Below are 23,537 nucleotides of genomic sequence, written 5' to 3'. Positions count from 1 at the left end.
GCCCATGACGGCACCCGATCCCGGCCAGTCGAACCGGCTCGAAGGCCTGAGCGAAGCGGAGGCCGCCCGCAGGCTTCGCCAGGACGGCCCGAACGCGCTTCCCGACCGACGCTGGATGGGATGGCTGCGCCTGCTCTGGAACATCGTGACGGAACCGATGTTTGTGATGCTGCTGATCGCGACCGCCATCTATGCCGCCATAGGGGATGCCGGCGAAGCCGCCCTCCTTCTCGCGTCGGTGGCCATCGTCATGCTCATCACCCTCGTGCAGGAGTTTCGTACACAGGGTGCTTTGCGCGCCTTGCGCGAACTGGCCGCGCCATTGGCCCACGTGGTGCGCGGCGGTGCCGAGCGCCCGCTGCCCGTCGCCGAGATCGTCCGGGGAGATGTCGTTGTGCTGCGAGAGGGCGACCGCGTTCCCGCCGACGGGGTTCTTCTGGCCGACGGTGTCATGCTCGACGATTCGTTGCTCACGGGAGAATCGGTCGCCGTGAGGCATACACCCACCGAAGGCCGCGACATCAAGGCCGGCACCCTCGTCGTCGCGGGGAACGGGCACATGGAAGTCATGGCCACAGGAAGCGCGACCGCGTTGGGCATGATCGGAGCGTCGCTGGCATCGGAAGGGGCACCCTCGCCGCTCCAGCGCAAGGCGGCTCGCGCCGTTCGCGTGCTGGCGGTGATCGCCATGGCGTTCGCCGCGCTCGTGACGTGCCTTGCCTGGTGGTGGGACGGACTGGCGCCGCTCGATGCCGCACTCGCGGGCATCGCTCTGGCCATGGCCATCCTTCCGGAAGAGGTGCCGGTCGTGCTGACCGTGTTCTATGCCCTGGGAGCCCGCCGTATCGCCCGGCGGGGCGTGCTCACACGGCGACTCGCAGCGGTCGAAACGATGGGTGCCGTGTCCGTGCTCGCGGTGGACAAGACGGGAACGCTGACCCAGAACAGGATGGCGTTGACGCGGCTGGTGGACGCGAGGGGTATCGTCCACGAGGCGGCGAGCGCACTCGGCGACAGCGCCGTGAATGTCTTACACGCGGCCTGCGAAGCGACGCCGCCCACGTCGATGGACCCCACCGACGCGGCCGTGCGCACCCTCGCCGAAACGGTCCCGCGCCTGGCCGCCACAGGTGCCGCATCCGCGCGCGCACTGCGCGAGTTCCCGGTGGGCGACGGCCGCATGTTCGTCTCTCGCGTCATCGCCGGCCCCGAGTCCACGTGGCATATCGCCACCAAGGGCGCCATCGAAGACGTGTTGCCCCTGTGCCGGCTGGACGAAGCAACAACTGCCGGGTTTACGGCGCTGGCGATGGAACTCGCCGCTGAGGGATTCCGGATGCTGGCCGTCGCGCGTTCCGCCACGCATGCCGGTGCTCCGCCGGCGGACCCGTCGGTTCAGCCGCATACAGTGGTGGGCTTGCTCGCGCTTGCGGATCCTCTGCGCACCGACGTGCCGGCAGCGATGGCCGAATGCCGCGCGGCAGGCATACGGGTGCTGATGATCACGGGCGACCATCCGGCCACCGCGAGGGCCATTGCACGGAAGGCCGGACTGCGCGGCGAGAACCTGCTCACGGGCACGGAGATCGCCAGCCTGGACGACAACGCGCTGGACATACGCCTCCGCGAGGTGGATGCATGCGCACGCGTCCTGCCTGCGCAAAAGCTGAGGCTGGTCCGCTCTCTCCAGAGACAAGGGCACGTCGTGGGCATGACCGGCGACGGCGTGAACGATGCCCCTGCCCTGCGCGCGGCGGACGTCGGTGTGGCGATGGGCAAGCGGGGAAGCGACGTCGCGCGCGAAGCGGCCGATCTGGTCCTCCTCAACGACAGCTTCGCATCGCTGGTCACGTCGATCCGCCTCGGGCGGAGGATCTTCGACAACGTGAACGGTGCCGTACGGTTCATTTCCGCCGCCCATGTACCCATCGTGATCCTGGCCCTGGTGCCTCTCCTGATGCATCACTTGCCGTTGTTGCTGCCCGCGCAGATCGTGCTCCTGGAGATGATCATCGATCCGGCGTGCTCCATCGTCTTCGAGGCGACGCCAGCGTCGGAGAATGTCATGCGCAGGCCGCCCCGTCCTGTCGACGATTCACCCTTCCGGGCAGCGATCCTTGCCCGCGGTCTCATCGATGGCGCGGGCGCGGGCGTGGTTCTCGCGCTGGCCTACATCGCGCTCGTGCTGTCGGCCGTTCCCGCCCCGGAAGCGTCGTTGACGGTGTTCCTTGGCCTGTTCGCGTGCGTCGTGACGCTCGTCGTCACCGGGCAACGCCGCGTGGCCGATCGGAACGTGGGCACATCGTGGACTTACGCCCTGCTGCTATTCGCGGCCGCGGTCGTCATGGATGTCGCCTTCCTGCCGGGCGTGCACGATCTCATGGGCTTCGCCGCGCCGGGTTGGAGCACCGCCTTCGTTCCACCGCTCTGTGTGCTCCTGACCATCGCCTGGCTCCGCTGGCCTGCGGCAGCGATGGCGATTCGCCGCCGATGGCGGCCGGGGAGCGGTGCACACCGCCGCGTTCGCACCACCGATCCATAGACCACGAGGTGCGCCATGAAAGCGATCGATATTGGTCGGCAACACGTCTCAACGGTCAACGGCGCCACGCCGGTGTCGGAGGTCGCTCGCCTGATGCAGAAACATCAGGTGACCTGCCTCGTGGTCGCCGAGACGAGCATGAAACCTCTCGGCGTGATCTCCGAGCGCGACCTGGTGCTTCGGGCATTGGCCCCCGGCGCGGATTTCGTTCACATGACCGCCGCCGGAATCATGTCCACACCGGCCATTGTCTGCCATGCGGATGCCACGTTATCGGACATCGTTCAGGCCATGGCGAGCGGGGGCGTGGCACACCTTCCGCTGGTCGACGACGAAGGCCGCCTCGTGGGCATCGTTTCGGCGACCGATGTCACTGCGGCGGTGACGGAACTCCTCGCGCAGCTGGCGAAGGCCCTGGCACCGGACGCGCTCACCGACCGTCCCTATTCGTAGTCGAGTCGGCCGTCGCTCATCACGCCGACAACTTTGGCCGCGCTGCGAGTGCAGCCTCGCGTCTGCGCGACGCACGTTTGCGCAGCAGGGACTTGAGCACATGCAGAGCCGGTCGTGGGTCGTCCCAGCGGAATACGTGCAGGTCCGCCCTCGCCCACTGCGCCACCAACCGCAAGACATTGCCCATACCCCGCACGGGCGTCCGCCCGATGCTGGACAGATCGTGATAGAGATCGACGCATAGCTTGCCTGCCGGGTAGCCATACGATGCTGCCCGCACCGGCTCGCCCAAGGCGTCTCGCCAAGCCATCTCGCACACGTTCACCCCGTGCCGGGCAGCGAACTCGACATACGTCCACGCGCGTGTGTTGACCTCGATGATCCTGAACCGCCCGTCCCGTGGATCGCGTTTGAATTCGGCGCTGAAAATGCCACGGTAACCGACGCTGTCCAGCAGACGGCGCACGTGCGCCACGGCCTCCTCCGCCTGGTGCAGGGGAACGGAGCACGAGCAGGAGCTGTTTCCGAAATCGGGCGGAGACATGCGCATGCGCTGGCGAACGAACAAGCCGGTATAGGTTCCACTGGCGTCGCGGAACCCATCCACGAAGAAATGCTCCGTCGGAGGGCCGGGGATGTATTCCTGGGCCATGAGCGAGAAACCCTGGGCATGCAGGTGAGCCCATGTGGTCTGCAGTTCTTCCCGGGAGTGCACCCACACACCTTTGGCACCCACCACATCGCTGAAGCGTTGCGAATTCACCGGCTTGATGAACACCCGCCCGAGGGACTCCATGGGAACGGCATCGACATCGGCGAGCGATCCGAGGTGGAAGGTCCGCGGATGTGGAATGCGAATGCCCTCCAGATGCCGGGCGAAGCTGGCCTTGTCCTGCAGGAGAGCCTGAACGTCATGGCTCGCGGTGGATACCGGGAAGCGTTTCCGGAGGTCCGTCGGCAGGCTGGCGAGCCACAGAGCGATGTCGTCGGCGCCGGCGATGAGTACCGCGCGCTCGATGGGCAGCGCACGCAGCGCATCTTCCGCCGCAGGGCCCGGGCGACCATCCCACGTCATGCCGGGCACGGGGCGGTACCAGCGCGAGCGCGTGGTGAGGTCGCCGGGAGGACACGCCACATACGCGGGGATGCCGGCCAGGGTCACGGCGCGAAGGATGCCGAGCGCCGTGGGTCCCTGGCCCAGGACGATGACCGGCACGCGGCCGGCGTCGACGACGTTCATGACTTCCCTCGGCCTGCCGCCGTTCTTGAAGTGACGGTGGCATTACATCCCAAGGGGGTGTGAGGCGGCAGTCGGCCGCATGGCCTATCCCTTACTGCTCGCGCCTTAGCGATCCCTGGCGCCCTTCACCGCTTCCGCCGCCGCCCAGAGGTCCTGGAACAACCCGTTGTAGCTCTTCATGCCTTCGCCTTCCAACGACGTATTGGTAAAGAGCACCACGCCGATGTCGCCGGAAAGACTGGCAAGCATCTCGGTCTTCAGTCCCGGATCGGACCCGCCGTGCCCGACGCGGGTCACGTTGTACTTCGATTCCCAGAACAGGCCTGCGTTCTTCTGATCGAGCTCGACGTTTTCGGGCTTGTTGGTTGCATTGAACTGCAAGGTTCGCATGGCCTTCGTCGAGCTTTCCTGGAGCACGCGAACGTCGCCCGCCTTCCCGTTGCCGAGAATCATGATGAAAAATTTCGACAGGTCGGCAACCGATGTGCGCACACCCCCATCGGGATAAGTGGTGCCGCCGTAGAGTTCGATGGGAATGGCAAGGTCCATCTGGGAAACGTAAAGCCGGGCATGCTTCGACGGCTTCACCTCCGAAAGGAACCACGCGGTATCGTCCATCTTCAGCGGGGCGAATATACGGCGACGCGTGTAGACATTCAGCGGCTCGCCCACGGCTCGCTCGACGATGTATCCGGCGAGCCCGGCGCCGATATTGGAGTATTCCCTGTAGGTTCCGGGTTTGTGCTTGACGAAGTTGTCTTCCGAGTAGTTCTTGCCGTGCGTGTCGAAATAGCCCTTGAGGAAGTCGCCAAGCTTGACCGGAGAATCGCCGCCGTAGTGATACGTTGCCTTGTATACCGGCCAACGATCGCTGATAGACGAGGTGTGCGTCGCGAGCTGCCGAAGTGTGATGGGTACATTCGGAAAATACGGATTCACGACCTTGAACGGGAGGTAGGCGTTGATGTCCGCATCGAGGGACAGCTTGCCCTCTTCCGCCGCGAGCATCATCGCCGTGCCGGTCACCGTCTTGCCGATGGACCCGATGTTCATCACGGTCTTGGGCGTAAAGGGAATACCTCGCTCGCGGTCGGCGTAGCCGTAGCCCTTCATCCACACGACCTTGTTGTCCACGACGAGTGCCGCCGCCACGCCGACCATGCCGGCGTCTTCCATCCGCTTCGCCACCTTGGCGTCCAGGGCGGACATGTCCGGCAAGGACGAAGGAAGCACCTGCGCGCCTGCGGCCCAAGGAAAAAGCGACACCCAACAGACCGCGCCGGCCAGCCATTTCCCGACGTGCATCGCATTTCCTTACGTTTGCCCAGGTACGACTAGATAGAGGACCCGTCGAGCGTCCGTCAACGGTGCCTTTAGTCATGCCGGCAACACGGCTGTGCCCCAGTCGCCTGGGGACCCTGTTACCAAGGAACCGTCTTGCCGTCCCGATCCAGATACTCCAGCCCCGGGCGGCTTCGCTTGCGCTGGATGACGTCGAGAATGAGCGGAATGCTTTCCTCGACGGTGTACGGCGCCTCGTCGCCCCCTAGGTCGGTGCGGATCCATCCCGGTGCCAGCAGGAGCAGCGCACGCTTCGTATGCGCCTGCCGGGCAGCGTAGCTGCGCATGAACTGGTTCAATGCCGCCTTCGAGCCACGATAGACCTCGCGGCCGCCCCGCTCGTTATTGGCGATGCTGCCCTGCCCCGACGACATCACGCCGATCAGGCCATCGTCCACCACTAGGTCCTCGAGGCCTTCGACCACTCTCATGGGACTCAGCGCATTCGTCACCATGACCTGGACGAACTCGTCCGTGGAAACTTCCGCGATCGTCTCGCCCGGATTCTCGTTCGTTGTGCCGGCATTGACGAAAAGGACATCGAAACGATTCCCCTCGAGTCGGTCACGCAAGGTGGCAATGTCGGCGGCCCGAGTGATGTCGATCCGCTCGACAGTCAGCGTTCCGTTGCTCGCACCGGCCAGATCATGCAGCGGCGTATGCCCGTCTCCGCGAACGGTGCCTGTCACGCGCCAACCCTGCGCCAGGAATCCCCCCGCCATGGCGTGACCCAGGCCACGGGAGGCGCCGATGATGAGGATCGAGGGCGATTCGTTCTTCGCGGACATCGTGATTTCTCGCTGGATAGTGAGGTGACAGATCATACGCGGGCCGCCGCATGACCCGTCCATTGAGATACAGAGGGCGGATAGGTACGCTTCGCCCTTATGCCCAAGTTGAAAAGCAACCAAGTCCTTGTCACCGTCGGCACAGCGTGCTCCGTCTCGGCCGTAGGCTCCACCGAAACCTATCAGGCGCTTGTCGCCGGATCGGAGGAATTCCTCCCCCTTGCCGCCTTCGACGCCGGACTCGTCTCGATCCCCGCCGATGCCGAAAGCGCCACCCAGGGCATGCGCTGGGCCTCCGGCGAACAGGCCGGCGAACCGGTGAGCCTGGACGAGCTCGAACGCCAGCATGGCGACGCCCTGCGCGCGAACACCGGTATCCGCCGCCTTCCCCGCGTGGTCGAGCTCGCCCCCCGCGTGGCGACCGACATTGCCGCGCCGCTGCCGCACGATCTCGAATCCGGCGGTCTGCGCAGACTGGCGGGCCTGCGCTACGAGGACATCCGTGCCTCGAAGCTGAAGGACATGCACGGGCTCTTCCAGGACGATCCGCTGCTCAGTCCCTCGTTGCAGGCGCAGCTTTTCGCCTATGGCGCCCTGGGTGCCCTTGCGGGTCTTCCGCGCCCGTTGTCCGAGCTGGTGCCCGATCCGTTTGGATTCCGCATCGCGTCGGCCACCGCTTTCGGTGGCATGGACGCACTGGCCCAATGGTTGAGGCCCGATGCACCGTTGCCCCCCGGTGGTATTCCGAAGGACACCTTTGCCGTGCGCCTGGCGCATTCCCTGGGCTCGCACGGTCCGGCACTGGTGTCCACCATGCTGGCTCCGAGCTACAGCATCAGCCGCGTCCTGAAGAATCCGGAGCTGCGCGAGTCGTTGCGTTCCGACAATGTCGGCTTCATGCGCGTGCCGCAGACGCCGATGACCACGGTGGGCGCCTGCGCCTCGAGCCTCATCGCGCTCGCGGATATCGCGCCGCAGCTGCTGTTCGACTATCCGGGCTTTCAGAAGCCGCAGATGGCGCTGCTCACTGCCGCCGACGCCGCCTTGCAGCCGAGCTACGGCATCCTCGAAGCCTTCGGCGGCGGGGCGTTGATGACCAGCGAGAAGCTGGCCGCAAAGAATGCCGCCCATGCCGATGGCAGCCAGCGCAGCGTGCACGATTCGCTTGCCCCGTTCGACATCGACGCCGATGGCACCGTCGTCGGCCATGGCGGTTCCGGGCTGCTCGTGACGACGCTGGACTTCGCGTTGCGCAACCGGCTGGACATCACGTCCATCATCGTCGGCTGGGGCCAGAGCGCCGAGGCCGGCGGCAAGGCGCATTTCGCCGGCGTGGGCTTCGGTGGCGAGAACGCGCTGGTGCAGGCGTTGGACATGGCCTTCCAGGGTCACGGCTACGGCGTGAACGACTTCCAGTACCTTGCGGCGCACGCCACCGGCACGCGCACCAACTCGAAAACCGACCTCGGCACGGCGTGGGCCGGTCTGAGCGGTGCAGCCGAGCGTCAGAGAGTCGCCGGCGCGCTGCCCAAGCTCTTCGTCGGTACGCCGAAAGCCGTCGGCGACGGTCACACCATGGGCGAAACCGGCTTGAAGGCGCTGTCGCAAGCGCTGCAGTTCGTGTTGGGCCGGCCCGCACCGGGCGTCCCAACGCTGCGCCGTCTCGATCCCGATCTGGCCGAAGTGGCGGCCCATTTCCATTTGCAGGCCGAGCCGTCGCCGGGCAACGCCGATGGCGGGGCCCTATGCGCCACGCAGGGGTTCGGCGGTTACAACGGCGCTGTCGCGCTGCGATCGGCCACGCCCGACGCATTCGCGCGCTACGAGTGCGATCCGGATGTCCTGGCGGCCTATCTGGACGCCTGGCCGGCTATCCGCGAAGAGCGCGAGCAGCGCGAGCGCATGGCCCGGCGCAGCCCCAAGCTGGCCCTTGCGATGGCCGAAACGCATCGCTGGACCGGTCTGGAGTGAACTCACGTTACGCCTGAAGGCGGATCGGCGATGAACTGCCGGTCTGCCTCCAGGCTGTCAACGCACCGACATCAGACCTGCGCCTGGCCGCCGTCCACGAACAGCTGCACGCCCGTGATGAAGCTGGCTTCGTCCGAGGCGAGGAACGACACCGCCTTCGCCACTTCGTCCGGCGTGCCGGTACGACCCAGCGGCGATATCGAACTCACCTGTTCCACATAGGCGGCGATCTGCTCGTCGGTGAATCCCAGCTCGTTCTTGTAGCCCGGGGTGACGATGACGCCCGGCGCGACGACGTTCACGCGGATGTCCCGCCCCTTCAGGTCCGTGGCCAGCGTGCGGGCCAGCGAGCGCACCGCCGCCTTGGTCGCGGCATACACGCCGAAGGCCGCCGGGCCCTGCACGGAAACCATCGAACCGTTGAGCACGATGGCCGAGCCCGGCCCCATCAGGCGGAGCGCATGCTGCACGGTGAACAGCGTGCCCTTCACGTTGATGTCGAAGTACTTGTCGAACTGCGCCTCGGTCACCTGGTCGAGCGGCGTGAATTCGCCGCCGCCCGCGTTGGCGAAGAGGATGTCGAGGCGGCCGCTCAGCTCGCGGATGCGTTCGAAGATGCGGTCGAGGTCGGCAGGCTTCGAGATGTCGCCTTGCAGCGGGGTCGCGCCGATACGCTCGGCCACCTTGTTCAGCTCCTCTTCGCGGCGGCCCGTAATGTAGACCGTTCCGCCCTCCCGAATGAAACGCTCGGCAGCCGCCTCGCCCAGGCCGGAGCTGCCGCCGGTGACGAGGATGATCTTGCCTGCGTGGCGTGTGGTATGGACGTTGCTCGTGTCTAGCGTATGCATGGTTCAATGCTCCGGATGGTGGATGAGGGAAGTGTTCCGACTTCCAATCTGGGGCCGGATCTGGCCGGATCATTCGGCACCTTGTGAGTTCTCAATTTCTAGAGAGAAACAATCGTGGAACGTCTTCTCGCCATGCAGCTCTTCGTACGCGTCGTGGAAACGGGCACCTTTGCCCGGGCGGCCGCGAGCCTTCGCATACCGACATCGAGTGCGACCAAGCTCGTCCAGGCGCTGGAGGGCACCCTGGGCGTGCAATTGCTCGAGCGCACCACGCGCCGTGTGTCGGTTACGGCGGAGGGCGCAGCGTATTACGAGCACGTGCGACGCATGCTCGAAGAACTCGACGACGTGGAAGCGCAACTCGGGCACCGCACACAGAGCCCGAAGGGCCTGCTCAGGGTCGATACCGGCGGGTCCGTCGCGGCGCAGCTGCTCATTCCCGGCCTTGTCGCCTTCCGTGCACGCTACCCGCTGATCCACCTGCAGATCGGCGTGACGGACCGCACCGTGGATCTGCCCAGCGAAGGCGTGGACTGCGCCATCCGCAGCACCGCCGACGACCCGCTACTGATCACGCGCAAGGTGGCTGAATTGCCCTGGACGCTTTGCGCCGCACCGTCGTATCTGGCCGAGCGAGGGCATCCCGCCAGTGTGGAGGATCTTTCGCGGCACGATCTCGTCGGGTACTTCTCGGCACGCAGCGGCCGCCCTGCTCCGCTCTCGCTGCGCACCACGGCAGGCCACGTCGAGAGGTTCGACTGGACGTACGCGCTCGAGGTCAATGAAAGCAACGCCCACGCCGCGGCGGCACGCCACGGCCTCGGCATCGTGCAGACGCTGCGGTTCCAGGTGGCCGACGAGTTGGCAGACGGCCGGCTTGTGGAAATCCTTCCGGCACTGCAGCCGCCCCCGCTACCGGTGTACCTGGTCTATCCGCCCAGCCGGCGGAACAACGCACGCGTGCGCGCCTTCGTCGAATGGATACTCGACGACCTGCCACGCCGGGCGGGAGTGGAACGGGCGTCCTGAGAAGCACCCGAACCTGCGTTCAACCCGAGGACGAAGCTGGCGAATAGGCAAGGTGGATCAGAGGATAGGGGCGCCCCTGGTCATCCACCGGTGAGCGGCCCGTTCGGTGGAAGCCCATCCTTTCGTAAAAGCCGACCGCCTGCCCGTTCTGCTCGTTGACGTCGGTCGTCATCCGGGGATGCAATCCAAGGCCATACCGCACGAGCGCGGCGCCCACGCCCGTCCCGCGACGTGCCGGGTCAACGAACAGCGCTTGCATGTGCCCGTCGTCGATGAGCATGAATGCCAGCGGGTAATCATGCTCGTCGACGGCAAGCCAGAGTGGCGCCTGGGGAAGAAAACCGCACACCATCTCGTCGATGGCTTTCCGATCCTGCGGTGACAGGAAATCGTGCGTGGCATCCACAGCGCGCCGCCATATCTCGACGACGCGCGCGCCATCGTCAGGAACGGATTTTCTTATATCAATCATTCCCGCAGTATAGGGAAAGAAAGATCAGTCCAGCGGCGTCAGACCGGTGTTGATGGCGCCGGCATAGGCCGCAGGCAGCGTCTGGCCGTTATAGGTCTTGCCGGCGACGTCGTCGTAGAGCCAGAGGAAGGCGCCGGTGATGCCGCACTGACTCTCCCAGTTCGCCACCGTGCTCTGCGCCCCAGGCACCGAAACGCCGCCCGACACGCTCGTATCGGCCAGTCCGGGATAGACCGGAATGCCGCCGAAATCCCAGCCCGAACATGGATTGTTGCCCGAGCCGCCGGCATACGTCTGCAGATGCACGCCGTCGATCGTGCCGGGGCGCTGCTGGTTCACCTGGGCTACCACGTTCTTCCAATACGAGGCGTTCGTGAACGGATCGGGCATGACGTGGTAGCCGAGCTTGCCGAGCATCACGGAGAAACTCACCGTGGATGCCGTGTCGTAGCTGTTCTCGTCATCCAGGTCGATCGCATCGATGGACGGGATGGCGGCCTTCAACGCCTGGAAGTTCCTGTAGAGCGTGCTTTGCGACCCCGTGCCGCCGCCTGCGCCGGTGCTGTTCACCAGCGCCTTGATGTGCTGGAAATCGCCGATGTTCGAGGAGCCGATGCTGAAGGTGATGCGCTTCACGCCGGCCGATTTCAGGCTGGCCAGCGTGCTGGCGAAAGCGGGATACGTCTGCGCACCTATGTACTGGCCGTTGGAGACGAGAGGAAACTCGCCGTTGAAGTTGAGATCGCCATTGGCCAGAACCTCGACGCTCCACACGATCACTTCATTGAACCCCGACGGGCCGAGTTCGCTGATCGTCCTGGAGGGATTCTTGTAGATCGGCCCTCCGCCGAAGATGCCCGTGTATCCCGTGGAATCCGCCAGCGTCACCGGTGAGGCAACGACGCCGGCCACGGCAAGCGCGCAGCCGAGCATGATCTTGTTATGGGACTTCCAAACCGAATTCAGCATGGTGCATCTCTCCGGGGAGTGGGTGGTCGCCCATGCTCGCCACGGTGTCTGCGAATTGCTGTGATGTGCTCGGCAGATCGCCCTGCAACGCAAGAACTTGCCGAATGCGTGCTAATGGCCCATATACGCGGCGAGTTCGTCGGGCGTGCCTTTCGGAAACGCTTCCCTGAGATAGTCCAGGAAGGCCGACACCCGCGCACTGAGCAGCCGGCGCGTGGGATAGAGCGCCCATAACGCGATCGGCGCTTCCACGTCTGCCCAGTGCACCAGCGCGCCCGATGCAAGGTCGGCGGAGACCAGCGATAGCGGCAGCCGTGCGGCACCCACGCCGGCGCGCACGGCATCGCGCACCATCAGCAGCGACGACAGGCCGAGCACCGGCTTTGCCGTCAGGGTGGCCGGGCCCGCCGCCGTGCTTACCTTCCATGTTTCGTCGTTTTGCAAAGGCCCGCGCACCACGGCGGGCAGGACGGTGCCGTCGCCCGGCCACGGCAAGGCCGGGCTCGCCACGACCACCAGCCTGTCGCGCAGGAAGATCCGTCCAACCAGCGTCGCGTCCGGATCGGGATTGACGCGAATCACCAAGTCGTACCCTTCTTCGATCATGTCGACCGGCCGATCTTCCACGGTGACTTCCAATCGCACGTCCGGATGTCTGAGCGCGAATCCCGCGGCGAGTTTTCCCATGGCGGTCTGCGAGAAAAGCAGAGGCGCGCTGATGCGTAACCTGCCGCGAGCCGTCTGACTACCCGAGGCGATCGCTGCCGCCGTCTCCTCCAGTTCGGTGAGCAGCAGGCCGGCACGCTCGTAGAGGGCACGGCCCTCCTCCGTGAGCTTGAGCGAACGCGCGCCGCGTTCGAACAGGCGCAGGTCCAGATCGGCTTCCAGTTCGGCCACGCGTCGGGACAGGGTGGCCTTCGGTCGGCCGGCTTCGCGGGCGGCCCGGCCGAAGCCCCCGTGGCGGGCGACCAGAGTGAAATCGGCGAGCGCGAGGAGGTCCATGACTGTCTCACTGGCGGGACGATGCGTCCAATAATAGCGGCTATGCGCGAAATTTTGGATCGATAACATCACCGGCACGTTCCCAATCCCACCCGGAGAATTGCCATGACCATCCTTGTCACCGGTGCCACCGGCCGCGTCGGCCGCCACGTCGTCGACCAGCTCGTCCAGCGCGGCGCGCCCGTGCGCGTCCTGACCCGCGACCCGTCCAAGGTCGCCTTTCCCCCAGAAGTGGATGTCGCCAAGGGCGACCTCCTCGATCTGGACGCGATGCGATCCGCACTGAAAGGCGTTCGCACCCTGTTCCTGCTGAATGCCGTCACCGGCGATGAGTTCACCCAGGCGATCGTCACCCTCAACCTGGCGCGCGAGGCCGGCATTGAACGGGTCGTGTACCTCTCGGTGCTCCACGCCGACCGCTTCGTCAACGTGCCGCACTTCGCCGTGAAGTACGGTGCGGAGCGGATGCTGGAGCAGATGGGCTTTGGCGCGACGATCCTGCGCCCCAACTATTTCATCGACAACGATCTCACGATCAAGGACGTGGTGCTGCAGCATGGCGTGTACCCGATGCCCATCGGCAACAAGGGCGTCGCCATGGTCGACACGCGGGACATCGCGGAAGTTGTCGCGCTGGAACTCATCCGCAGGCACGAGGCGCCCACCGCGCTTCCGCTCGACATCATCGATGTCGTCGGCCCCGACACGCTCACCGGCGAGGGCATCGCCGCGATCTGGTCGGATGCCCTGGGCCGCCCCGTCGCTTACGGCAGCGACGATCCCAGTGGGTTCGAACAGAACCTCGGCACGTTCATGCCGGCATGGATGGCCTACGAGATGCGCCTGATGGTCGAGCGTTATGTCAACGAGGGCATGATTCCCAAGAAAGGCGATGTCGAACGGCTTACCGCGATGCTCGGGCGACCGCTGCATTCCTATCGCGAGTTCGTCTCGGAAACTGTGGCATAACGTAAGCGATGCATGACGACGTCCGCCACCGCACCATTGCCCTCCTCCTCGCGCTCGCGAAGGAGGAGGGCTACACGCTCACACCGCTGCCCGATGTCCGCCTGCTCCGGTCCGACCGGCCGTTGAGTCGCACACCGGTGCTGTACGAGCCGGGCATCGTCGTCGTCGCGCAAGGGCGCAAGCGGGGCTTCCTCCATGACGAAGCGTTCGTGTACGACGACCAGCAGTACCTCGTCGTTTCCGTGCCCGTGCCTTTCACGATGGAGACGGATGCCTCGGCCGACGAACCGCTGCTGGCCATCTATTTCCGCCTCGACCACGCCGTGGCCGCGGCGCTCTGCCTGGAAATCGATGCGCTGCAAGGCCCGTCTTCCGCCGTTCCGCGCGGGCTCTACGCATCGCCCATGGAAGACGCGCTCGCCACCTCCGTGCTGCGCCTGCTCGAGGCCTTCGTCCATCCGACGGACGGCCACGTGCTCGGGCCCGCCCTGGTCCGGGAAATCTATTACCGCGTGCTTTCCGGCGATCAGGGCGGTTCGCTGCGCGCCGCGTTGTCGCAGCAAGGCACGTTCGGCATGGTGGCGCGCGCGCTTAATGCCATCCACGAGCGATACGCCGATGGCCTCTCCGTGGGTGACCTCGCGCGCGAGGCGAACATGAGCGTACCCACCTTCCACGCGCATTTCCGCGCCATGACCGGCACGTCGCCCATGCGCTACGTGCAATCCACCCGCCTTCACCAGGCCCGCCTGCTCATGCTTCGGCAACATGCGACGGCGGCATCGGCTGCCGCCGCCGTCGGCTACGAAAGCCCCTCGCAATTCAGCCGCGAGTTCAAGCGCTTGTTCGGACGCCCGCCCGGTGAGGAAGTGGAGCGGATGAAGCGCCATTTCGCCATGCCGGAACACCTGGTGCCGTCGGGCTATGTGTCCTCGCATTGAGCGGAAGGCAGTGCCTCAACCATCGGTGCTTCGGCTGAGCGTTTCCCATGCGTCGATATCCGCGGCAAGGGCGGCGAGCTTGGCCCGCACGAGGGACAATGCGTCGCTGCCGAGCAGCAGGTGTGCCGGCGGCTCGGGCACCTCGGTAATGGCCAGGATAGCCTTGGCGGCCTTGCGGGGGTCTCCCAATTGCTTGCCGCTCACTTCCTCGCGGGCGCGGCGAATGGGATCGAAGAGCGCGTCGTAGTCGGCAATGGCGCGCGGCGTACGCCGCATGGAGCGACCGGCCCAATCCGTGCGGAAACTGCCGGGCGCCACAGCGGTAACGTATACGCCGAACGAGCGCAGCTCCTTGCCCAGTACTTCGCTTACACCTTCCAGCGCGAACTTGCTGCCGCAGTAATAGGCTATGCCGGGCATCGTGATGTAGCCGCCCATGGACGTGATGTTGACGATATGGCCGCGCCGGCGTTCGCGAAAGAGCGGTACGAATGCCTTGGTCACGGCCACGGCGCCGAACACGTTCACGTCGAATTGCCGGCGCATCTCGTCGAGCGGCGATTCTTCGAGAATGCCTTCATGGCCGTAACCCGCATTGTTCACCAGCACGTCGACCGGCCCGAAGCGCGATTCCGCTTCGGTGACCACGCCCGGAATCGCATCGATGTCCGTCACGTCGAGTATCACGGCAAACGCTTCGCCAGGGTTCGCGGCCATGAAGGCTTGCCGCGCTGCCTCGTTGCGCACCGTACCGATCACTCGATGGCCGGCGCCAAGGGCCTCGGCAGCCAGCGCGGCGCCGAAGCCGCTGCTCACGCCCGTGATGAAAATCGTCTTCGCCTTCATGGATTGCCTCCTTATCGGGAATGAGGCAATCGTAAGAACCGCGTCGGTGGCATCCCATGGCCCAGGATATGCGCGGCTTGCCTGATCCTATGAGGCTCTCGAGGCCCCGCTCGTCTGCGGCGCAGGCGGTGCGAATGCGGGCACCTTGAACTTCGGCACCTCGAGAGTGATCTCCGACGGCAGGTCTTTCAGCTCGCCGGTGCGCAGGAAGGCATAGACGGCGTTCTTCGCCGCGGGGTCGTTGCGCAGCTGGTAGAACGTGCCGTCGTGACCGCCGCGGTGTACGACGATGCCGTGCCCCTTGGGGAAGTACGCCAGCTGCGTGAGCATGTTTTCCAATGGGGTCGAGGTGTCCCAGTCGCCGTGCACCAGCAGCACGGGGATATCGCTGCGTGTGAACGCCCGGAAGGTATCGCCCATGTCCGGCGTCGGCCAGTCCTTCGCGGAGTCGATATAGGGAACGAAACCGCCGGTGCCGAGCATGGGCACGGCCGGGTCGTTGCGTAGCTGGAACTCGCGCGCCGGCGACGAGCCGAGGCTCGTATCGATCAGAGGTCCGATGAGCGTGTAAGGCTGGGCCTGCCGTTCCTCCAAGGCCGATTTCGCCCATGCATCGTTGTGGCCGTAGTACAGCGACAGCACGAATGCAGGCCACGATTCCGGATCGCTCGCTTCCTCCAGGAGTGCCGACTGGAAGTCCACCTGCCCCAGCACGATGGTCCGGTCCTGCCCGTCGTCCCCTTTCACCTTCACTTGCACGGGCGCCCTGGCGAACCGTTCCTCGAGCGTGCGGATGGCGGCCATCAATCCCCCTTTCGGAAGATAAGGCGCCAGGCCCGCGTCCTTGTCCGCATCGAAGGCGATCCGTTCCATCGTGGCGAACAGCTGCGACGGCATGTCGTAGCCGTAATCGAGGGGTTCGACGGCCGAGAGCACGGCGCGGGCGACAATCTCCGGGTGCAGCCGCATCACGGCAAAGCTCCACTGCGAGCCGAAACTGCCGCCGAAAAGACTGATGCGGTCGTATCCGAGCGCACGCCGCAGATCGTTCACGTCTTCCGCGCAGGCGGCAATGGTGTAGCCGGCAAGATCCTTGGTCGGATTCGCCTTCACGGCTGCTTTCGCGAGCGCCACGGTGGCGGCCGTTTGCGCCTCGATGCTGCTCGGGCGATCCAGCGGCGCGGCCGGGGCGGTGATTTCCAGCCGCTCGCCGCGCACGGTGTATCCACGCTGTTCGATCACCACCAGATCGCCGACACCGGCGTAGCTCAACCATGAATCCAGGCGCGAACGCGCCGCGGGATTCTGTCCGTCGAATGCGTCGAGCACGCTGAGGCCTGGGCCGCCCGGCAACCAGAACACAGGCGGCGCGCCTGTCGGTGCCTTTGCCTTCAGGCGCGCGAAGCCGACACCTATCAGCCGGCTCGTGGGCGACTGGCGATTCTCCGGCACATAGAGGGTGCCGATCTCATACGGAACGGACGAGCCATCGGCCCTGCGCAGCACACCCTTCTCGATCGCGATATCGCCGGCTTTCGGCGTCGCGGCATGGGCGGCCAAGGAGAAAAACGCACCGGCCAGGCAACATACGAGTGCGGCGGCGATCGAACCGAGCGGACACCTGAACTGCATACGTCAGACTCCCCGGGCGAGGCGGCAAGCTTCCCCGGGGCATTTCACCGTGTCAACTGCGCGCCTTCAGGCAGAGATGCCGGGTCCGTTCGAGGAAGCGAGGCGCGCCGCCGCCGCCGCGATGGCCGATGCCAGCGCCGCGCGATCGAAGGGTTTGGAAAGCCGCGTGATATCGGGGCTCGCTTCGGAAAGCGCTTCCGCGTAGCCGGTGGCCACCACGATGGGCAGATCCGGCTGCAGCCTTCGCAAGGCTTCCGCGAGTTCGGCGCCCGTCATGCCGGGCATGGAAAAGTCGGTGACGAGCAGATCGAATTGCCCCGGCGTCTCGAAGGCCACGATGGCGTGTTTGGCCGATTCCGCGGCGACCACCACGTGGCCCATGTCTTCCAGCATGGCGCAGAGGGTCTCGCGCACGAGGGAATCGTCGTCCACGGCGAGGATCTTCAGCGGGGGCCCCGATGCGAAGCCCTGCGGCGCGGAGGTAGTGCGCGTTCCGCCGCGACCGGTGGGTCCACCCTGTCGGGAAGCCACGGGGAACCGCAGCGTTATGGTGGTGCCCTTGCCCTCTTCGCTCTCGATCGAAAGGCGTCCGTTCGACTGCTCTGCCAGGCCATGCACCATGGACAGCCCCAGTCCCGTGCCCTTGCCGACACCCTTGGTCGTGAAGAACGGATCGGCGGCTCTGGCCAGGGTCTCCGGTGGCATCCCTTGCCCGTCGTCGGTCACGGAAAGGCTTACATAGCGGCCTTCCGCCAATCCCGAGGGATGCCCCGAAAGGATCGTCTCCACGAAGGCCGAGATCTCGATGTTCCCGCCCGAAGGCATCGCGTCGCGGGCATTGACCAGAAGGTTGAGCAGCGCCAGTTCGAGCTGGTGGGGATCCACCATCGCAGGTTCGAGCGACAGAGGGAAGCGTGTGGTCACCATGATGCGCGAGCCGAGCGTGGTCTTGGTCATCTCGCTCATCCCGTGCACCAGGGCGGGAATGTCTACCGCCGTGGGGCGCAGTTCCTGACGGCGGGCGAAGGCCAGCATGCGCTGGGTGAGCGATGCGCCCCGGCTCAATCCGGCCATCGCGGTTTCGAAGATGGACTGGGTACGCGCGTCGTCCGGCAAGCGCCGGCGAAGCAGCTCCAGGGCTCCCTGCACTGCCATCAACAGGTTGTTGAAATCGTGGGCCATCCCGCCGGTCAGCTGGCCGATGGCTTCCATCTTCTGAGCCTGGAAAAGCGCCTCGCGTGCCTGCTCCAGTTGCTGCGTGGCCGCGCGCTGTTCCGTCACGTCCCGCGTGATCTTCGCGAAGCCGACCAGATCGCCCCGCTCGTCGAGGATGCGGTCGATGACCACATGGGCCCAGAAGCGGCTGCCGTCCTTGCGCACACGCCAGCCTTCGTCCTCGACGCGGCCCGTTTCGCTCGCGATGCTGAGGTTGCGCTCGGGCACGCCGACGGCCCGGTCTTCTTCGGTGTAGAACTGCGAGAAGTGCGCGCCGACGATCTCGTCCGGCTGGTATCCCTTGATGCGTTGGGCGCCGGGATTCCAGCTCGAAACATGGCCGGTCGGATCGAGCATGTAGATGGCGTAGTCCGCGACACCCTGCACGAGGATGCGAAACTGGGTTTCGCTGGTGCGCAGGCGTTCATCGCCCGGCGCCGGGTCGCCGTTTGTATCGTTTCCCTTCAACGTTTTGTTCCACTCACGGTCGCGTGGCCACTTATCGACGCAAGAAGAGGCTGGCCAATCATTTGTGAAAATCGTGTCAACCCTCGTCGCGGATGCGACGGGGATGAATCTCGTCGAGAAAGGCCAGCATGGCGTCGTTGAACGCCTGCGGGCGCTGCAAGGGCGCGAAATGGCCAACTCCAGGAAGAAGGAGGAAGCGGGCGCCGGGAACGCTCCGCGCAATGGCTTCGGCGTGGTCACGATCAATGAACTCGTCGTGCTCGCCCAGCACGCTCCAGAGCGGCACCGTGACCTCACCCAGCTCGCTGACGCCATAGCCGGGCTGGCTCGCCTGCATCGCGCCGAGGTCGTCGCGCATGGCATCGAAGGCGCCTGGCAGGGGCGACAGCCTTGCATAGTCCCGCACATGGTGGTCGTACACGAGATCGATGAGAGCGGACGCCTGGAACGGCTTCACGCCGGTGCCGTCAACGTTGCAGGCGAAAAAGAACACACCCGCCGAACGTGCCGGTGTTTCGCGGGACAGCACCAGGGCGATATCCGCGCCGTCGCTCCAGCCGACGAACGCGGCCTTCGCGATCCCCAACGCGTCCATGACGGCGCGCGTGTCCATGGCCATGATTTCGTAGCTGTAAGGCCTGGCGTCCCGCGTCGAGCGGCCCTGCCCACGACTGTCGATCAGGATGGCGCGATAGCCGGCATCGACAAGGGCAGGAACCTGATGTCCCCAATTGTCCGCGTTTCCCAGCCCGCCGTGCAGCAAGACAACGGGAACACCGACGCCGATGCTGGCATACCAGATGCGTGCGTTTTCGTTGACGACGAAACCGCCCGACAGGGACGCCGGCAGGGACGGAATGCCGTGTGCGGCGAAGTGGGTCAGGTCGTCGTCCTGGAGCGGGGCTGCGTTCATCGCGAATCCGGGGCGTGGGCCTGTTCATCTTATACGGGGCGCGGCACCTGCGTTCCGCGCAAACAGTTGGCACCGCCGGGCACCCCGTATAGGCTCGTGCGTCCGCAGCGGTGAACGGATCAGGGCATGAAGGCAATCGGCGCGGCCATCCTTTCGACGGCATTGGCTTTCGGTCTGGCGCGTCCCGTGGCGGCCGAATCCGCGACACATCCTCAGATCGGGCCCTTTGGCTTCGACCTTGCCGGCATGGACCGGTCCGTTCCACCGGGTGCCGATTTCTATCGGTATGCGAACGGCACGTGGGCGCGCACTACACCCATTCCCGCGGACAAGCCGAACTTCGGCATGTTTACCCGTCTCGACGACCTCAACCGCGAACGTGTGAAGGGCATCCTCGAAGGCGCACGCCACGACGCACACAGCAAGGCCGGCGTGGCATACGCGGCATTCCTCGACGAGGCGGCGATAGAACGTCGAGGGCTCGCCCCGGCACGACCGTGGCTCGATCGTATCGAAGCGATCGCGACACCCGCGGACTACGCCCAGGTCGCGGCGCAGGCGTTGAGGGAAGGCGTAGCCGTGCCGTTCGAGGTGAATGTCACGCAGGACGACCGTCATCCGGATGCCTATGTGCTGAAGCTGGGCCAGGCCGGCCTAGGCCTGCCCGACCGGGACTACTATCTGGAAACGAACGAGGCCATGGCGCGAATGCGCGTCGCCTACAGGGATCATCTCTCCCATGTGCTGGTGTTGGCCGGCGTCGATCCGCGTGACGCGTCGAACCGAAGCGACGCCATTCTCGCGATGGAAACGCGCATCGCGAAGGCAAGCTGGAATCGCGTGGACACTCGCGATGCCGGCAAGACATATAACCGCCTGACGCGTGCTCAGGCGACGGCCCTGGCAAAGGGTTTCGACATCGACACGTTTCTCCGCGCCGCCGGCGCACATGCGGGCGATGTCGTCGTGAGCCAGCCCAGCGCCGTCGCCGGCATTGCCGGGGTGGTCGGATCCACGCCGCTGCCGGTGCTCAAGGACGCCTTGCGGGTAGCCGTGCTGGATGCGTACGGCGACGTCTTGCCGAAGGCCTTCGCCCGAGAGCGCTTCGACTTCCACGAGCGCCTGCTCAGCGGTGCCGAGCAGCCCGAGCCACGCTGGAAGCGCGCGGTGGCCTTTGCCGTCGACGCCGTGCCCGACGAGGTAGGCAAGGCCTATGTGGCCCGGTACTTCCCCGCGGATCACAAGGCGGCGGCCGAGGCGCTGGTGCGCAATCTCCTGGCCGCGATGGACAAGCGCATCGCGGCCCTGGACTGGATGACGCCGCAGACGAAACGCCGGGCAAGGGCCAAACTGGCCGCCTTCCATCCGAAGGTGGGCTACCCCGAGCACTGGCAAGACTATTCGGGACTCGACATGCGCGCCGACGACGCGTTCGGCAACCGGATGCGCGCGCGTGCCTTCGTCTTCGATCGCGACATGCGCAAGCCCGGCAAGCCGTTCGACCGCGACGAATGGCGCGTCACGCCCATGACCGTCGACGCCTTCGCGAACTTTTCCGCCGTCGAGATCGTCATTCCCGCCGCCATCCTGCAACCGCCGTTCTTCGACCCGGAGGCGGATTCCGCGATCAACTATGGCGCAATCGGCGCTTCCATCGCGCATGAGATCACCCACCAGTTCGACGACCAGGGCTCGAAATACGACGAGCAAGGCCGCCTGACGACCTGGTGGACATCCGCGGACCTCGGCGGCTTCGAGACGCGCACGAAAGCCTTGGCGCGACAGTACGACGCCTACGAGCCGCTACCGGGACAGCACGTCAACGGCGCGCTGACCCTCGGCGAAAACATCGCCGATCTCGGTGGTCTCGCCATCGCGTACGACGCCTGGCGGCTCTCGCTCGCCGGCCGCGAGGCGCCGACACTCGAGGGTTTCACCGGCGATCAGCGCTTCTTTCTCGGCTGGGCGCAGATCTGGCGGCTCAAGTACCGGGACGCCGATCTGCGTCAGCGTCTGCTGACGAACCCGCACGCTCCCGCGGCGCAGAGGGTGTGGACCTCGCGCAACCTGGACGCCTGGTACGAGGCATTCGACGTGAGGCCGGACCAGTCCCTGTACCTCCCGTCGAACGAACGCGTCAGGATCTGGTGAGCCCGGAGGGTTGCGTCACTCGACCACGTCTACCACCACCCGCCCACCCGCTGCGGGCATGTCGCGCGTTCTCCATTTCATCGCAGCCGCGCCCTCCGCATGAATCAAGGGTCGCCGAACCAACGACGCGCGGCTGCTTCGGCTTCGGCGACCGGGGCACCGTGTTCGCCGGCCCACGCCACGATGCCGTCCGGGCGTACCAGAACACCGGCCAGTCCCAGCCTGTCTTCGACTTCACCGGCTGCGTACCGGATGCAACAACCCCAGCGACTGGCCCGTTCCCTCGCCGGGGCGCGCATGTCGAAGTCCAGCCATAGTCCCTGCCCACCTTCGAGCAGCGCTCCGGTCGTGGTGCCATCGGCGAACACGAAATCGGGCACGCTGCGTCCCACCAGCGGGTGGCTGCCGCCGAGGTCGTAGCGCAGCGACAGCCCCCAGACCCTCTCCGCAACGTACGTCGCACCGTCACATGTGCCGATGAGGTCGCGCATGATCGCTTCGAGCGCCCGTGAAGCGGGGGTGGGCCGAATCAGGGCGACCTGGGCCCGCGACCAGTCGAGCACCTTCGCGCCGACGGGGTGCCTTTCGTGTTCGTAGCTGTCGAGCAGCCCCACAGGCGCGGTTCCGCGGAGGGTGGCGGCCAGCTTCCATCCCAGGTTCATGGCATCGCCGATGCCCAGGTTCAGTCCCTGCCCACCCAGGGGCGAATGGATGTGCGCCGCGTCGCCGGCCAGCAACACCCGGCCCTTCCTGTACCCGTTGGCCTGAAGGGCGCGGTCTGTCCACGTGGTCGCCTGGCGCACGGCGGTAACCGCCACGTCGGTTTCCGATACCCGACGAAGCACCTCCTGCACATGTTCGCGCGTCACCGGCTGTCCGCGATGGAAGGCTCCGCCGTCGAAATCCACCATCGCAACGGTTCCCGGCGGTGCGAAGGTATACATACCTTGCGGCGTGTAAGTGCGCCCGGGACGCAGCATGCCGGGATCGTCGAGTTCCACGTCGAGGGAATACCCGGTGAACTCCGGCTCCGTGCCCACGAACTCGATGCCGGCAAGTTTGCGAACCGCGCTGCGGCCGCCGTCGCACCCGACCAGCCAGCGAGCGGCGATCGCCGCGCCTCCGCCTTGTACGGTCACGCCGCACTCCGACTGCTCCACACCCGTCACCTGGACACCCCGACGGATGTCCACGCCCAATGAGGCCGCCCGTTCTGCGAGCACGGACTCAAGCGATGCGATATCCGCCATCAGGTGGTAACCCGTGCGACCGGGCAGATGATGTCGCCAGCGCTCCGTATCCACTTGATCGAGGAATATGGGAATACCCGCGAAGTGCCCGCCGGAACGGCGTTCCTCACGCGCCCAGTGCGCGGACGCACGAGTGGCCCCCGACTGCTCGTTTTCGCGTTGCGCCCGCTCCACGGCATCGAGCATGCCGCGTCGGTAGAACGCTTCGATGGTGGATACCGAGAGTCCCCGCATGCCGAGCGGAAGCCGCTTCAGTGGCGAGTGTGGATCGCCGGCCTCCTCGAGAACGGTGACGGACAGACCGGCCAGGCCCAGTTCACAGGCAAGGAACAGGCCGACGGGCCCGGCGCCGGCGATGACGACATCGATGGGATGGGAAGTATGGAAAGGCATGCATGGCTCCAGAGTCGAGATTCGACCGGAGCGTTCCTCGCATGCGAGACCCTCACGGACGAATGAAAGGGCGCCAGGGCGCCCGATATTCGTCGTGGGGGTCT

Annotated in this window: 19 protein-coding genes; 7 read left to right on the top strand and 12 right to left on the bottom strand. The window is 65.8% G+C overall.

What is annotated here, in order from left to right; genetic code table 11:
• Positions 1-4 precede the first annotated feature (4 nt).
• A complete protein-coding gene (locus FHS47_RS06720) occupies positions 5-2,542 on the top strand; it encodes a cation-translocating P-type ATPase (protein ID WP_167024721.1) in 2,538 nt (845 codons plus the stop codon).
• A gap of 15 nt (positions 2,543-2,557) precedes the next feature.
• Positions 2,558-2,995, top strand: coding sequence for a CBS domain-containing protein (locus FHS47_RS06715; RefSeq protein ID WP_167024718.1), 438 nt, complete (start codon positions 2,558-2,560; stop codon positions 2,993-2,995).
• Between the two features lie 19 nt (positions 2,996-3,014).
• Here the strand turns inward: FHS47_RS06715 and FHS47_RS06710 are convergent, their stop codons facing one another.
• The 3 genes from FHS47_RS06710 to FHS47_RS06700 form a co-directional block, all read right to left on the bottom strand.
• Complete coding sequence (locus tag FHS47_RS06710; RefSeq protein WP_167024716.1) at positions 3,015-4,235, bottom strand: hypothetical protein; 1,221 nt, start codon at positions 4,233-4,235, stop codon at positions 3,015-3,017.
• A gap of 105 nt (positions 4,236-4,340) precedes the next feature.
• Positions 4,341-5,540: a serine hydrolase domain-containing protein gene (locus FHS47_RS06705; protein WP_167024712.1), complete on the bottom strand. Its 1,200-nt coding sequence runs from the start codon at positions 5,538-5,540 to the stop codon at positions 4,341-4,343.
• A 116-nt stretch (positions 5,541-5,656) separates the two neighbouring features.
• Positions 5,657-6,364, bottom strand: a complete 708-nt coding sequence (locus FHS47_RS06700; protein ID WP_167024708.1) for an SDR family NAD(P)-dependent oxidoreductase — start codon at positions 6,362-6,364, stop codon at positions 5,657-5,659.
• 99 nt (positions 6,365-6,463) lie between these two features.
• Here FHS47_RS06700 and FHS47_RS06695 point away from each other — a divergent pair, with 99 nt between their 5' ends.
• Complete coding sequence (locus FHS47_RS06695; RefSeq protein WP_167024705.1) at positions 6,464-8,335, top strand: hypothetical protein; 1,872 nt, start codon at positions 6,464-6,466, stop codon at positions 8,333-8,335.
• 71 nt (positions 8,336-8,406) lie between these two features.
• Here the strand turns inward: FHS47_RS06695 and FHS47_RS06690 are convergent, their stop codons facing one another.
• Positions 8,407-9,183 (bottom strand): SDR family oxidoreductase, encoded by a 777-nt coding sequence (locus tag FHS47_RS06690; protein ID WP_167024701.1) that lies wholly within the window; start codon positions 9,181-9,183, stop codon positions 8,407-8,409.
• 114 nt (positions 9,184-9,297) lie between these two features.
• Between FHS47_RS06690 and FHS47_RS06685 the strand changes: the two genes are divergently transcribed.
• Positions 9,298-10,212 carry a LysR family transcriptional regulator gene (locus tag FHS47_RS06685; protein ID WP_167024697.1) on the top strand — a complete coding sequence of 305 codons (915 nt, stop codon included), beginning with the start codon at positions 9,298-9,300 and terminating at the stop codon, positions 10,210-10,212.
• Positions 10,213-10,231: 19 nt separating this feature from the next.
• Here the strand turns inward: FHS47_RS06685 and FHS47_RS06680 are convergent, their stop codons facing one another.
• The 3 genes from FHS47_RS06680 to FHS47_RS06670 all read right to left on the bottom strand — a co-directional run bounded on the left by FHS47_RS06680 (position 10,232) and on the right by FHS47_RS06670 (position 12,655).
• Positions 10,232-10,684, bottom strand: coding sequence for an acetyltransferase (locus tag FHS47_RS06680; RefSeq protein ID WP_167024695.1), 453 nt, complete (start codon positions 10,682-10,684; stop codon positions 10,232-10,234).
• Between the two features lie 24 nt (positions 10,685-10,708).
• Positions 10,709-11,653: a hypothetical protein gene (locus FHS47_RS06675; RefSeq protein WP_167024692.1), complete on the bottom strand. Its 945-nt coding sequence runs from the start codon at positions 11,651-11,653 to the stop codon at positions 10,709-10,711.
• A 111-nt stretch (positions 11,654-11,764) separates the two neighbouring features.
• On the bottom strand, positions 11,765-12,655 hold the full coding sequence (locus FHS47_RS06670) for a LysR family transcriptional regulator (protein WP_167024689.1): 891 nt from the start codon (positions 12,653-12,655) through the stop codon (positions 11,765-11,767).
• 105 nt (positions 12,656-12,760) lie between these two features.
• On the opposite strand from FHS47_RS06670, the gene FHS47_RS06665 reads away from it, so the two are divergent.
• Positions 12,761-13,624, top strand: a complete 864-nt coding sequence (locus FHS47_RS06665; RefSeq protein WP_167024686.1) for an NmrA family NAD(P)-binding protein — start codon at positions 12,761-12,763, stop codon at positions 13,622-13,624.
• An 8-nt stretch (positions 13,625-13,632) separates the two neighbouring features.
• Positions 13,633-14,565: an AraC family transcriptional regulator gene (locus FHS47_RS06660; RefSeq protein ID WP_167024683.1), complete on the top strand. Its 933-nt coding sequence runs from the start codon at positions 13,633-13,635 to the stop codon at positions 14,563-14,565.
• A 15-nt stretch (positions 14,566-14,580) separates the two neighbouring features.
• Here FHS47_RS06660 and FHS47_RS06655 read toward each other — a convergent pair whose 3' ends face one another.
• From FHS47_RS06655 to FHS47_RS06640, 4 genes are all read right to left on the bottom strand, one after another.
• The gene (locus FHS47_RS06655) at positions 14,581-15,411 is read right to left on the bottom strand and encodes an oxidoreductase (protein ID WP_167024680.1); all 831 of its coding nucleotides are present in this window, start codon (positions 15,409-15,411) and stop codon (positions 14,581-14,583) included.
• A gap of 87 nt (positions 15,412-15,498) precedes the next feature.
• Positions 15,499-17,043: an alpha/beta fold hydrolase gene (locus FHS47_RS06650; protein WP_167024677.1), complete on the bottom strand. Its 1,545-nt coding sequence runs from the start codon at positions 17,041-17,043 to the stop codon at positions 15,499-15,501.
• Positions 17,044-17,109: 66 nt separating this feature from the next.
• The gene (locus FHS47_RS06645; protein WP_208381824.1) at positions 17,110-18,726 is read right to left on the bottom strand and encodes a PAS domain-containing sensor histidine kinase; all 1,617 of its coding nucleotides are present in this window, start codon (positions 18,724-18,726) and stop codon (positions 17,110-17,112) included.
• 76 nt (positions 18,727-18,802) lie between these two features.
• Positions 18,803-19,639 carry an alpha/beta hydrolase gene (locus FHS47_RS06640; RefSeq protein WP_167024674.1) on the bottom strand — a complete coding sequence of 279 codons (837 nt, stop codon included), beginning with the start codon at positions 19,637-19,639 and terminating at the stop codon, positions 18,803-18,805.
• A 126-nt stretch (positions 19,640-19,765) separates the two neighbouring features.
• Here FHS47_RS06640 and FHS47_RS06635 point away from each other — a divergent pair, with 126 nt between their 5' ends.
• Positions 19,766-21,790: a M13 family metallopeptidase gene (locus FHS47_RS06635; RefSeq protein WP_167024671.1), complete on the top strand. Its 2,025-nt coding sequence runs from the start codon at positions 19,766-19,768 to the stop codon at positions 21,788-21,790.
• Positions 21,791-21,894: 104 nt separating this feature from the next.
• Here FHS47_RS06635 and FHS47_RS06630 read toward each other — a convergent pair whose 3' ends face one another.
• Complete coding sequence (locus FHS47_RS06630) at positions 21,895-23,433, bottom strand: FAD-dependent oxidoreductase (protein ID WP_167024668.1); 1,539 nt, start codon at positions 23,431-23,433, stop codon at positions 21,895-21,897.
• Between the last annotated feature and the right edge of the window lie 104 nt (positions 23,434-23,537).

This window comes from Luteibacter sp. SG786, assembly GCF_011759605.1.
Classification (GTDB): Bacteria; Pseudomonadota; Gammaproteobacteria; order Xanthomonadales; family Rhodanobacteraceae; genus Luteibacter.
This window is presented reverse-complemented; position numbering and strand designations above follow the sequence as displayed.